Annotated in this window: 9 protein-coding genes; 8 read left to right on the forward strand and 1 reads right to left on the reverse strand. The window is 56.4% G+C overall.

The annotated features are described in order from the left end of the window. Positions 1-20: 20 nt before the first annotated feature. The 5 genes from ACPLPM_RS08815 to ACPLPM_RS08835 all read left to right on the forward strand — a co-directional run bounded on the left by ACPLPM_RS08815 (position 21) and on the right by ACPLPM_RS08835 (position 4,810). Positions 21-494: a chemotaxis protein CheW gene (locus tag ACPLPM_RS08815; RefSeq protein ID WP_424359873.1), complete on the forward strand. Its 474-nt coding sequence runs from the start codon at positions 21-23 to the stop codon at positions 492-494. A 128-nt stretch (positions 495-622) separates the two neighbouring features. Beyond that, positions 623-1,720: a tRNA (guanine(10)-N(2))-dimethyltransferase gene (locus ACPLPM_RS08820; RefSeq protein WP_424359874.1), complete on the forward strand. Its 1,098-nt coding sequence runs from the start codon at positions 623-625 to the stop codon at positions 1,718-1,720. A gap of 193 nt (positions 1,721-1,913) precedes the next feature. After that, positions 1,914-2,978 (forward strand): hypothetical protein, encoded by a 1,065-nt coding sequence (locus tag ACPLPM_RS08825; RefSeq protein WP_424359875.1) that lies wholly within the window; start codon positions 1,914-1,916, stop codon positions 2,976-2,978. 44 nt (positions 2,979-3,022) lie between these two features. Further along, positions 3,023-3,901 carry an AAA family ATPase gene (locus tag ACPLPM_RS08830; protein ID WP_424359876.1) on the forward strand — a complete coding sequence of 293 codons (879 nt, stop codon included), beginning with the start codon at positions 3,023-3,025 and terminating at the stop codon, positions 3,899-3,901. Between the two features lie 3 nt (positions 3,902-3,904). Continuing rightward, complete coding sequence (locus ACPLPM_RS08835) at positions 3,905-4,810, forward strand: vWA domain-containing protein (protein WP_424359877.1); 906 nt, start codon at positions 3,905-3,907, stop codon at positions 4,808-4,810. Between the two features lie 60 nt (positions 4,811-4,870). On the opposite strand, the gene ACPLPM_RS08840 is transcribed toward ACPLPM_RS08835, so the two are convergent. After that, a complete protein-coding gene (locus tag ACPLPM_RS08840) occupies positions 4,871-7,402 on the reverse strand; it encodes a PAS domain S-box protein (protein ID WP_424359878.1) in 2,532 nt (843 codons plus the stop codon). Positions 7,403-7,786: 384 nt separating this feature from the next. Between ACPLPM_RS08840 and ACPLPM_RS08845 the strand changes: the two genes are divergently transcribed. The 3 genes from ACPLPM_RS08845 (at position 7,787) to ACPLPM_RS08855 (ending at position 13,451) form a co-directional block, all read left to right on the forward strand. Then, positions 7,787-10,495 (forward strand): methyl-accepting chemotaxis protein, encoded by a 2,709-nt coding sequence (locus ACPLPM_RS08845; protein WP_424359879.1) that lies wholly within the window; start codon positions 7,787-7,789, stop codon positions 10,493-10,495. A 214-nt stretch (positions 10,496-10,709) separates the two neighbouring features. Continuing rightward, on the forward strand, positions 10,710-12,092 hold the full coding sequence (locus ACPLPM_RS08850; RefSeq protein ID WP_424359880.1) for a TldD/PmbA family protein: 1,383 nt from the start codon (positions 10,710-10,712) through the stop codon (positions 12,090-12,092). Then, a complete protein-coding gene (locus ACPLPM_RS08855) occupies positions 12,093-13,451 on the forward strand; it encodes a TldD/PmbA family protein (RefSeq protein WP_424359881.1) in 1,359 nt (452 codons plus the stop codon). It begins immediately after the preceding gene. Positions 13,452-13,454: the final 3 nt, after the last annotated feature.

Genomic DNA, 13,454 nt, shown 5'->3' on the forward strand with positions numbered 1-13,454 from the left:
CTCTTCTTTCAGGTGATCAAATGGCTACTAAAGATTCAGGTATCCACGACCTGCAACTGGTGGTGTTCCGGCTCGGCAGCGAAGAGTTCGGCGCCGACATCTCGCAGGTGAGAGAAATCATCCGGGTGGGCGAGATTACCACGATTCCCCAGGCCCCGCCCGACATCCACGGGGTGATCAACCTCCGGGGCCAGATCACGACTGTCATCAACCTGCGGAAGCGCATGGGTATGGCAGATAAGCCTGCGGATAGCAATTCCCGGATCATCGTGGTCGAAGTAGACGCAAAAATCGTCGGCCTGATGGTCGACAGTGTGGCCGAAGTCAAGTACATCGGCACCAGCCAGGTCGAGCCCATCTCGAAGCTGCTCGTCGCCGACGTCGAGCACAGCAGCATCATGGGTGTCTGCAAGCTGAAGGACCATTTGCTCCTGCTGATGGACATGAGGCAGCTGCTATCCGGGCTCTGCGAGACAAAAACTATACTGGCCTGACGCTGCCCGCTCTCTTTAGCGGACCTGGACGTGGCGCGAGAGCGCCATGCTCCACCCTTTCTCTTCTCTTTGCGGGCATCCGCCCACCGGCAAAACCTTATTATTGTATGTCTCCCATGTAACCACCGATGGCTGTTATCCGCGAAGGCAAAGTATCGATCGAGATGGGCGAAGGCGTTTTCTACAATCCCCGGATGGAGATGAACCGGGATCTCAACGTAGCCTGCCTGACCTGCCTTCCGGACGTAACTACCTATGTTGATGCGATGGCCGCCTCCGGCATCCGGGGTATCAGAGTCAAGAAAGAAGTACCCCGGGAAATCGACGTCACTGTCAATGACTGGGATGCCGGCGCGTACGAGCTGCTCAAGCGGAACGCCGAAGCCAACGGTGTCACGGTCAACGCGACCAACCGGGGTGCTAACACTTTACTCTCCTCGACCCAGTACGATTTTGTGGACATCGATCCTTTCGGCACTCCTTCACCTTATATCGATGCCGTATGCCGGTCTGCCAAGCGCTTCATGGGCGTCACGGCCACGGATACTGCCCCGCTTTGCGGCGCTCACCTGAGGTCGGGCATGCGCAAATACGGCGCTTTCCCGGTCAAGACGGAGTACTACCCCGAGATCGGGCTGCGGGTACTCATGGGCAAGGTCGTGCGGGAGCAGGCGAAGTACGACCGGGCGGTGAGGCCGCTGCTCTGCCATTCGACCGAGCACTACGTCCGGCTTTACCTGGCCGTAGATCACGGAGTTGTTCCCGCAGACAGAATGCTGGACCAGATCGGCTTCATCCTCGACTGCGCTAAGTGCCACTACCGGGAAACCATCCCCGGGCTGGCAGTGCAGGCGCCCGACCGGTGCCCGAACTGCGGCGGGAAGGCAAGGCTGGCCGGGCCGCTCTGGCTCGGGCCGCTCAAGGACAACGGCTTCGTCAGCCAGGTGCTGCACGTCATCAACACGGGGGAGTTTGGCAGGAAAGAGCGGGCGGCGCGGCTGCTGGAGCTGATCCTCGGCGAGATCGACGTGCCGACGTTCTACGATCATCACCGGGTCTGCCAGGACTTAAAGGCAACCCCGACGACCATCGAGGTGCTTCTCGAGACGCTCAGGGGTGCAGGCTATCAGGCGTCCCGGACCCATTTCTCAGGGATCGGTTTCCGGACCGACGCGCCGGTCAACATCGTGAAAAGTATCGTTCTGGCGCTATCTCCCCGATCGTAGAAATATTGTTCCATAATATACCCGATCTACGACAATTTTGTCTGCGATTATTGAAAACTTTCCATAAACAGAGCCTCATTAAAAATTACCGATGTATAATTACTTTTAAGCAATACGGAGCTTTGAGGACGAAAATTTATATAATGTTATGCACTGATTATATGAATTAGCCAGTTTAGCTCCTGGTGGGTGTATGGTAAATCTAATACAAATCTTCGAAATAGTCCTCGTACTGCTGCTCTCGACCGCGATAGTGGCATCTATACCCAAGTTTCGAGAGTTGGTAAGCGGTAAAGCTAAAATACTACTCTACCTGGTGCTTGGGCTGATCCTCTTCACGCTCGTCGGCATGGGGTACAACGTCATACAGGATACGCACGTTTCGGACCTCGTAACAGCCGCCAAAGCTGCTGATCCGAACGTTGATACGTCCGTTATCGGCAAGGATGCTGTGTCCACCTTATGGCCTTACGTACAGTTCTTCCCGTTGTTTATCATGTCGATCGCCCTGGCGGGCGTCGTGCTGGTAACCTTTATGGAAGGTGAGTTCTATGGCTTCATCTTCGCGGGTACGGGCTTCGCGACGCTGCTCCCGGATGCCCTGCGGTACATGGGTAACGGGCGATACGATCTGTTGCTGCTTGGCTTTGCGCTGTGGGCGATCATTCCTGTCATATGGGTGTTCTTCTTCCGGGAAATATCCCAGGAAACCCCCACTCTCAGGGAACGGGCCTGGGGAGCCATCAAAGCAGCGATTTTCTCCTATCCGGTCTACGTGGCAACTGCTGCGGTAGCAGTCTTCGGTGAAACCCCGAGGATGATCTCCCAGAGCATGTTTGCGGGCCTCGGGGCCATCTCCGGAGACATCGGCACCTTTATTCTCCTGTCGCTGTGGTTCTATCTCCTTCTCACTGTCATCATCGTCTCTATCATGTTTGTCGTACACGATCTCCTGATGCACGTGTTCAACGTCCGCAGGACTGTCACTAACAAGGGCATCAAGTACGAGGTCGTTCACCCTGTCGCGGAAATCATCACGCAGGAAGAGCCGAAGATCGACGCTTACAAGGGCTTAATCGAGGAGATGGAAGTCTTTTATAAGTACATGGACCGGGTGGACCGGCTCAGGGCCGCTTCCACGATTGCCCGGTTCAAGAACGAGTATAATACGATCGCCGCCCGTCACGACGAAGGCTCCAAGGCCGAGGCTGAACGGCTGATCAAGCTGGTAGACCAGGAATTTAAAAAGAAATATTGAGGTAACCTGAAAAACGAAAAACGGGAAAATTGTGAGGAATCGGGATGGTACTGTTCAAGCGAGAAGACATAATAAAAATCATAGAGACCTGCCAGATCAAGGGGCAGGACGAAGCGATTATTAGGGCTCTCATGTACCTGAATCTCGGGTACCCGATCATGCTGTACGGGCCTCCCGGCAACGGCAAGACCACGATCGCGGAGCACATCCTGAGATACGCTTCCAGGGGTGACGACTACTACCGGATGGAAGCGACCGAAGGTATGACCGAGTACCATACCATCGGCGGGTTTCACCCGCTCTCGATGTCGGGCAACGCCGAGCTCTCCCGCCAGTTCATCTACAAGGACGGCATCGTGACCCGGGCTCTCCAGGAAAACAAGAACCTCCTGGTCGACGAGTTCACCAGGGCGCCCTCTACCGCCTACTCCGGCCTGTTCATGCTGCTCTCTACTGGCACGCTCCACCTCGAATACCGGGAGCTGACCCTCCACAGGCCCAAAGACTGGGTGCTGGTTGTGACGGCCAACCTGGGCGACGAGGGTACCTTCAAGATGAGCGCCGCTTTAAAGCGCCGCTTCATTCCAATCTTCATCGGGTATACGAGCCGCTTCACCGAAGAGAAGATCGTCAAGAACTACACGCCGAGCCTGCAGCCTGTCCTGATCAACGCCATCCTGGACTTCGCGGAGGAGACCAGGCGGCTCTGGCAGGAAGAAAAATCCCTGCCTCAAGGCCTGTCGACCGACGGTGTCATCAAGATGGCCCGGTATTGCGACATCTCTATCGAGGAAGGCCTGGATGCCAAGACGGCTTTCATCGATTCCGCGATGCATCAGGGCGTGATCATTGCTGACGAGACCGACTACGTCTCGCTGCAGACGGTGAACGAGCTGGCGCTGAAGATCGCGAGCAGGCTGTAACCTATGATCTTTCCCGATGAGAAACGCCTGCGGGTAGCGTGTGCGAAGTGTATGGCCGAGCCCTCCAATATCAGGGCTTACGATACGCTGATCACGGGCTGCCGTTCCATCGGCAGGAACCTCCTGAGGTTTTATCACATCATCCCTCCCACTTCGGAGCGGATGATCTACAAGACCTACGATGGTACCGGCATCATCAGCTACCACAAGACCATCGCCGAGTTTTGCAACAAGGGCAAGAGCCTGGATGGTATGCTTACATACCGGCGCATCCGGGATGTCAAGAAGGTGCGGCTGGCCTTGCTTTACGACGACTCTAACTCTATGACTTCCTGGTGGCGGAAGCAGGCCCTGCAGCAGAACCTCGAGGAGGGTGACGCTCCGCAGACCTATGCCAAGCTGGCGTGTCTTTCGCTGATGGAGGGGCTGGGCCGGGACATGGAGATCAACTTCTGGAAGTTCGGCAGCGAAGCCAGGGGCCCGTTCAACCTTAGCTCTAACATGTACAAGGAGATTATAGGCAGTAACGGCTCTGGCGGCACGCGTCTCGACCTGGCCCTCCAGTCGATGATCGACAACGGCTGGCACCGGCGGCCGGGAGTCAAGGTGGCCATAGTATTGACGGATGGTATCCCTGAGGTGGGCCGCAGCGTCTACGCCGAGGATGTCATCGTCAACGTGCGGTCGCTCGACCTGATCAAGAAGCTGCTGCAGAACAAGGTTCACGTACTCTACCTCCAGCTGCTCACCGACGAGTCCCGGAAATACAAGAAGAGCGGCGGCTACACTTTGCTGGAGTTCGGTAACGACGTCCAGCGCATGGGCTGCGAGTACATGACGATCAACAACAAGGAAAGCCTCATGGAGTCGCTCTTCAAAGGCCTGAACATGGTCAGCAGGAAAATTTAAAAGTAAAAAATTTTCGGATAACCGGCGGTTTGCCGGCTCTACCGGCTCTGTCGGCGCGGTCTAACCCGGAAGGCTATCAGCATCTGACACCCGGTGCTCAATCTTCTTCTGGTTCAGAGCAGTGCAAAAGCTTTGGATCTCTTCCTCGATCAGCTTCCTGTCAGTGATGTCCGTATGGATCACCACGATGCCTCTCATTCCGGCGTTCGAGAGCCGGGTTGCTTTCAAGCTGAACCAGCGCTGTTTATCCGGGGAATGGCAATCATATTCAGCGGTAAAAGTCTCTTTCTCCCCGGCCAGGACGGCCCTCATGCCTTCAAGTACTTCCCGGGCTCTGTCAGACCCCTCTCCGGCCGCCTTTTCGCAGACCCCGAAGTAGTTCGCTCCCACGCCAGTCTTCGGCGAGTCCGGGGCGCCGTTCTCCCTGCTGAACTTACGCCATGCCTCATTCGTAGTGATGATCGTCCCCGTTTCATCTATGACTGCGATGCTGGCGCTGATGGCATCAAGCACGGCTCCGTTGAACCTGGCTGCCTTGATCAGCGCTCTCTCCAGGTTCTTCTGATCAGTAAGGTCGTAGCTGTAACCGCAATAACCTGCGAAGCTTCCGCCGATGTCGGTGTACGGTATGCAGGTATCGGCTATCCACCTGTACTCCCCGGTCCTGTGCCGCAGGCGGTACTCGAGCTTGAAGGTCTCCCGGTTGTTATACGCTTTCAGGAATTGTTCTGTGAACCTGGCGTAGTCATCCGGGTGGATGAGATCCGCCCAGCAACTTTCCGGCTCACGCTCAATTTCTCTGCCTGTAAATTCTGCCCTGCGCCGGTTTATGAAGTTGCATTTTCCGTCGATGCCCGTGCTCCAGATCATGGCGGGGAAGTTTTCGAAGATCGTCCGGTAGTAGTCCCGGGCTTTTGCCATGGCCAGCTCTACCTTCTTCCGCTCTGTGATGTCGAGGATGACTCCGATGATGCCTTCCGGAGTTCCCGCCGTGTTATAGAAAGGCGCCTTGTAGACGATCACGTCGTGCACAGAGCCATCTGCGTGGCGGCCCCGGGTCTCATGGGCCAGGGGTCTGTCTTCCTGCAGCACAATTAGGTCGCTATCCTCGTGCTGCCTGGAGAACTCTTCTGACATTATTTCCTTGACTGACCTGCCAACGATCCGCTCCTTCGGGTACCCGAGAAACTTTTCATATGCGGTATTACAGTCAAGGTAAACTCCTGCTCTGTCCTTGTAGAACAGGGGCGTGGGAATGGCATCCATCAAGGTCTGGACGAAGCGCAGGTGTTCCTCCCTCGCCTTTTCCGCCTTCTTCCGCTCGGTAATGTCCGCGAAGTAGGCGCAGAAATACTCTTTTTCGCTGTACCGGATGTAGTTCAGCGAAACACTGGCCGGGTACTTCCTTCCGTCCTTGCAGCGGTGAACAGTCTCGAATTCTGCGTGGAGGTTTTCGATAACCTGTCGCTTTACCTGTTCCCATATCTCGGACGTAACCTCAACAGCGATGTCCCGGATGCTCATCCGGGCCAGTTCTCCCCGGGTATATCCGGTAGTCCTGCACGCGGCCTCGTTAAACCTGTCGAGAGTGCCGTCCGGCCGAATCCAGGCGATGTTTTCCCTGGAGTGGTCAACGGTGTACTGGGTGAGCCTGAGAGAATCTTCCAGCCGTTTCAGGTCAGTGATGTCCCTTCCCACGATCTGGAACTCTGTCAGCATCCCCTCGTCGCTAAAGGTGCCCCTGTACGTCTCCTGGATCCACCGCTCTTCACCCCCGGGCACCTTTACCTTCACTTCGTACATGGATGTATGGCCATCCTTTCGGATCGTGTACATGTGCTGCCGCAGCTGGTCCCTGAGCTCGGCCGGTACCAGGTCGCCGAACCGGCGGCCGATCACGTCTTCCTTCCCGGCCCGAAAGAGCCGGCACCACTGCTCATTGGCAAAGACGATCGTCATGTCCGGCTTCAGCCGGACGATCATTTCGCTCTGCTCTTCCACGACCACCCTGTACCTCGCTTCGCTTTCTTTCAGGGCTATCTCAGCCTTCTTTCTGGCTGTGATGTTCTCGTAGACTATGGCGGCCTTCGGGTGTGCGTACCCGGGCGATATCGGGATCAGTTTGATGAAATAGTAACCCTCATCACGGTTCTCCGTGACCTTGATCTCCCTCGCATATTCCCGGCCCCGTAGAGCCTCCCTGATGTTCAGCAAAATTTCCGGCTGGAGAAACAGGGGGATGGTATGGCTTTCCAGGGACTGGCCGATCACTTCCTTTCTCTTCAGGCCGGTATGCTTCAGGAATTGCTCGTTGACTTCGACGACTTTCAGATCCTCGTCTATGAACACGATCAAGTCTGAGGAGAGGCTCAATGCCGTGGCGATGGAAATTTTGCCTGACACGGAGTAGATCTTGGAGCGGCCGAACGTCTTCATTTCGACCTGTCCGGAAATCCGTAGCATATCCAGGTACTTGGCAACCGAGTTCCTTCCCATCCCAAGCTTTTTTGATACCTCAGAAATTGTCATGCCCTTCGGGGATATTTTCAGAAGCTCGATGATCTGTTTAAGCTCCTTCTGTTGGCCGTCCATTGCAGAACTACTCGCTATCTTATGATTAAATACTTTTATCAGTTTTCAGCATCGTCTACCAATGCACAGCATCAAGACTAGGGCTTACTGTCCGATATCGGAAAGCGTAGCCGAAATGCAGCTGCAAACGTTCTCTTTTGTTACCATCTTTAATGCACAGCATTGCTGGCCAGATATTTAAATTACATGGTCTAAAATGGGAATAAAGCATAATTTAGGCTTTAAATTACAAAATATTGCTTAAAAATCCGTAATTTCTAAAATGATAGTTAGAACGGGTCGATGGGTATGAGTATAAGTCTGAAAAGTATTTCAGTCCAGCTGCTGGCACTAGTGTTAATTATTGCGCTATTGCCGGCTTTGGCGTTGACCACTTATAATTACATGTCACTGTCAGCGCAGACCAGCGAAAGCCTGAATGAAAAAACTTCCGATATCGGCATCATCGGCAGCCAGGCGTACGAGCACAAGATGGAAATTGACCATGGTGTCGCAGTGAAAATTGCCGGGGACGCAAGGCTGAACGCTGCGATAAAACAGGGCGATCCCAGAGCTGTAAAGAGTTTGGTAGATGAGTACTCGAAGTCTTACGACTTCCTCAATATCATCACGGTGGTCGATAAGAACAGCATTACCCTGGCCCGTTCCGCATCTGGCGAAAACGGTGACAGGAACTCGAACAGCTTACTCACAAAGGCGCTGGCGGGCAACGAGTTTACCAGCACTGAGCTGCTACCGGCTTCGACAATACAGAACAACAATCTGCAGAGCATGGTTAACCCGACCGGCTTATCCGAAGGTATGGCCATTGTCAGCGCAGTGCCCGTCAAAGATGAGAATAACAACATTATTGGAGCCCTCTATGTTGCTGAGATCCTGAACTCCGACCCGCACATCGTCGACGATGTCTCTTCAGAAGGAAATGGCTTCTGTAGCGTCTTCCAGGGTGACACCCGCATCGCCACCAGCATCAAAGACGGCAGCGGGACCAGGGTTCTGGGTTCCAGGGCCGATCCTGGCATGGCGACGCAGGTCCTGCAAGACGGCAAAAGCGTTAGCGATTCTATTATCGTGGAGGGGAAACCGCTTTCGGTTTACTACGAGCCGCTGAAAAACTCCGATGGCAAGATCGTGGGCATGCTGGCTACAGGGTACGATATGGGCCCGTCTATGGCCCGGCTGAATAACATGATCATGATCTCTGTCTTGATCGGCCTGGTCATCGCCGTTCTCGCGGTCGTCGTGGGGCTGCTGGTCGTCAGGAGGATCACCACGCCGATTCATCGATTGGTCGGGGCTGCCGATAGCATAGCAGCCGGCAATCTGGATACCCCTATCCATACCGGAGCCAGCAATTCCGAGATCGAGGCACTGTCAGACTCGATCAAGCGGATGGTCAGCAATATCAAAGATCGGGTTATGTTCAACGAGTCCATTCTCAAAGGCATTACTGACCCCTTATACGTTGTCGACTCGAACGCACACATCACCTACGTGAACGAGACCGGCGCTAAATTTTTAGGGAGCTCCGCCAGCGACCTCGTGGGCAGGAGATTCGGGGATTCCTTCAAGATCCTCGACTCGACGTCCGGCGAGTCTCAGCTCGCCAGGTGCCTGAGGACCGGTGAAACAGCCAGCGGCTTCGAGGTTCACGCCCAGCTGCAGGACGGCAGGAAACTTTACGTCCGGGGCAGCAACGCGCCTATAAAGGACGCAAGCGGCAGGATCACCGGTGCGGTCGAGCTGCTCCAGGACATGACCCGGGAGAAGGAAGCTCAGGAGGAGATCAAAAAATCCCAGAAGGATACTATGGAGAAGGCCGCCTTCAGCCAGTCGGTGTTGAACAGTATCCGGGATATCCACTTCGTGGTCGACGCGAAAGGCACGATCGAGTACATGAACACCGAAGCCCAGGCCGTGCTGGGCAACGCTCTCGGGCACAACCTCCGGGAAATCGCCCACCTCAAGGCCGGTAGCTCGCTGGACGCGCTGACCGGCAGCAAGGACATCCTCGGCTGGGAAAACTTGCTGATCACCGGCAACAGGGAGATACCTGTCCTGATCAACGCGGTGCTGATGAAGGACTCGGCCGGGAAAACGTCGGGCCTGAGCATTATCATGCGGGACATCACCGAGCAGAAGAAAGCCGAGGAAAACCTCCAGAAAATCATCCGGACGGCTAACGAGGTGGCCGAGAAGATGGCGGTGGCCGCCCAGCAGGCGAGCTCTGCCACTGGCCAGGCCATGACCTCCTCCCGGCAGATCAGCGAGAGTATCTCTCAGATCGCTATCGGGAGCCAGAGCCAGGCGAAGGAAGTAGAAAACATCAGCGGCCTGATCAAGGGCATCTCGTCGGACGCCGAAAAAGCCTCGAGCGGTGCGAGGTCAGCCTCGGCGCTGCTGGGAGATGCCAGCAGCGCTGCCAAAGACGTCGATGTCGCAGCCAAGCAGGCGCTGAGCAAGATGTCCGACATCAACGTGACGGTCAACGACTCGGCCAGGATCATCAGGGACCTCGGCGACAAGTCGAAGCAGATCGGCAAGATCGTCGAAGTGATCACCAGCATCGCCAGCCAGACCAACCTCCTGGCGCTCAACGCGGCCATCGAGGCAGCCAGGGCTGGCGAGGCCGGCAGAGGCTTCGCCGTGGTGGCCGAAGAAGTGCGGAAGCTGGCCGAAGACTCGGCGAAGTCCACCGAGCAGATCAGCAACCTGATCTCCCAGATCCGGGAGCAGACCGACCGGGCAGTAGTATCTATGGACAAGGGCACGAGCGAGGTAGCCAGCGGGAGCGAAGTGGTCGGAAACGCCCTGAAGTCGGTGGACAAGATCACCCGGCTGGTCGATCAGGTGGCTGACGTAGCTCTGAACGTCTCCAGCGCGACCGAGAAGCAGGTAAAAGACACCCTCGAGATCGCCAAAGCCATCGAGCAGATCAGCGCAGTGGTGGAGGAAAGCGCTTCAGCCACCGAGGAAGTCAGCGCTTCCGCGGAGGAAAGCACCGCCACCATGGAAGAGACCGCCGGCATCGCCCAGCAGGTCCTCAAGATGGCCGAGGAGCTCAAGCGGGAGGTCAACAAGCTCAAGGCATAATGGCGGTGACGGACTTTCCGTCATCCCTTTTTACCGATTATCAACACCAAACCCACACAGACTAAATCGACCCCTGCAGGGCAGTCTTTCGACTGCCCTGCCCCGGGTCTCGAACTTCTCTTCGCGGTTATCTGCCGCGCCACCATAAACACCGGCAACCTTCGCTCTTTATCTGCGGAAAGTTATTTCTGATTCCCGACTAAATTACTACCCGGTGATCATTCTGATACAAGCTGTAAGCCGGGCGCTCGAAGGCAGAGCCGACTATTACGATATCCGGCTGCTGGACGTCACCGGTACGGTGATTGAAACCCGCAAAGGCGAGGTTACCAAGGCTATTTCTGGCAAAGATTCCGGTGCGTGCGTCAGGGTCTTATTCAGCGGCGCCTGGGGGTTTGCCACCACGTCAGATCTTTCAGAGCAGGCTATAAGCAACGCTGCCGACCGGGCAGCCAAGATCGCGAAGGGCATCAGCGAGGGCATCAAGGATAAAGCCCGCCTGGCTCCGGTAAAAGCGGTGACGGACGAGGCCGTTGTCCCGATGAAGCGCAGCTTCGTGGACGAGTCTGTGGAAACGAAACTGGAGTACCTGACATCCACTTATAACGCTGTTAAGAAGTACGACTTCGTAGCCAATGTAATGGTCGGCTATAAGGATACTTACACAGTACAGGAGTTCTATTCCTCGGAAGGGGCGGCAGTGAAGACCCGCGTGCCCCGGATCCTCTGGACCATCGAGATCGTGGGCAAGAAGGATAGCCAGATCCAGTCGGTACGCCGCAGAATCGGGGTGGCGACGGGCCTGGAAGCCTTCGACGGAGACCGGCACCTGAAAGAGGCCGACGCGGCAGTAGCTTCCGTGGTTGCGCTGCTCAACGGCAAAGCCCCGCCGGCGGGAGCGATGCCTGTAATTGCAGACCCGGGGCTGGTCGGCGTGTTCGCCCACGAGGCAGTCGGCCACGCCTCCGAGGGCGACCTCGTCTCTACCGGGAACTCGTGCTTCGAAGGGATGATCGGTAAAGAGATCGGAAACCCGGCCATCACCATCAAGGATGACGCTACGCTGCCCGGGCTCTTTGGCAGCTATATCTACGACGACGAAGGCGTCCGCACCAGGGCAAAGGTGCTGATCAAGAACGGGGTCCTCAACGACTTCATCCTCAACCGTGAGTCCGCAGCCCGTCTCGGCCTGGAGCCGAACGGCGGCGCGAGGGCCGAGTCATACCACAACCGGCCCATCGTGAGGATGAGTAACACTTTGATCGAGCCAGGCGACGCATCTTTCCAGGAGATGCTGGAGGGCGTCAAGAAAGGGGTTTACGTCAAGGGGTCCCGGGGCGGCCAGGTGAACACCTCCCAGGGCTTCTTCCAGTTCAATGCCCAGGAGGCGTACATGATCGAGAACGGCGAAATCACCCACCCCCTCAGAGACGTGTCACTTTCGGGCAGGACGCTCGATATTCTGAAGCAGATCGACCTCCTCGGTAGAGATTCGGAGATGGGTCATGCGGGTATCTGCGGCAAAGGCCAGTCGGTACCTGTAGATGATGGTGGCCCGCATCTTCGGATATCCCAGTGTGTAGTAGGAGGCCAGTAAATGAAAGAGCAACTACTGCAAGTGGCAGAGAAAGTTATGAATTCGGCCAGGGCGGCCGGGGTCGAATGTGAGGCGCTGGTGCAGAAGAAGCGCTTTACCTCAGTAGCAGTGGAGGCCGGAAAAGTCACGTTCGGCTCCCAGGACGGGGACTACGGCATCGGCCTCCGCATCATCAAGGACCGGCGTACGGGGTACGCTTTCTGTGACGAGGCTTCCATCGACTACGGCTTGAAACAGGCCGTGCAGGCCGCACGCTTCGGCAAGCTGGGCCACTACGCTTTCCACGACAACGCGAAGTACGACGGCACCAGATCCATCTTCGACAACAAGCTGGCCACGCTGGTCGTCGAGGACGGGATCCAGATGGCCCGGGACATGATCGAAGCCGGCTCCTTCGATTCCAGGGCCACACCTTCCCGGGGCGGGCTGTCGTTTGGCACTTCGGCCTTCGCGGTCGCCAACACCAACGGCGTCATGATCTACGATGAGGGCACCTTTGTCGGAGGCCACGTGATGTCCGTACTGAAAGACGGAGGAATCATCGTCAACGGCGACGAGGGCGAGTCCTCCCGCATGCTGAGCTTCAGCGTCGAAGACGTGGGGCGCAAGGCGACCGAAAAAGCGATCGCCCAGCTCGGGCAAAAGGGCATTGAAACCGGGACCGTGGACGTCATCCTGCGTCCTGACGCGGCCTTCGACCTCTTCAGCAGTACGGTGCTGCCAGCCCTGTACGGCGACAACGTGCGGAAAGGAGAATCGGTCTACTCCGGCAAAATCGGGGAGAAAGTTGCCTCGGGCGCCTTCTCCATCGTAGACGACGGTATTCACCCTAAAGGTCTAAACACTTTTATCATGGACGAGGAAGGCTATCCGAGCCAGCGTAACGTCATTATGGATCGGGGCGTTTTGAACACCCTTCTCTACGACCAGTTCTCCGCTGTCGACGGTGGGGGGAAACCCACGGGCAGCGCCATGCATACGGAGCGGAACGAATCGGGCACGACCTACAAGGTGCCTCCGACCACCTGTGCCCGCAACATCGTCTTCGAAGGAGATACGATGACCGAAGAAGAGATGATCCGGGGCATAAAGGACGGCGTAATCATAGAGCATGTCCTTGGTGCTCACACGGCCAACAGGGTCAGCGGCGACTTCTCGGTGGCAATCTACGCAGGCTTCCGCATCAAAGACGGAGAGATCGCCTACCCCCTCAAGGGGGGCATGCTCGGCGGCAACATGCCCGCGCTCTTGCAGAACGCTTCCATTGCAGACAACTACAAGCTGGTGGAAGCCGGTATGTCCGCAGCGGCAGGATACATACCGAGCCTCAAGCTGGAGAATGTCCGGGTCTCAGGATAGATA

Source organism: Methanocella sp. MCL-LM, assembly GCF_049676595.1.
GTDB lineage: Archaea > Halobacteriota > Methanocellia > Methanocellales > Methanocellaceae > Methanocella_A.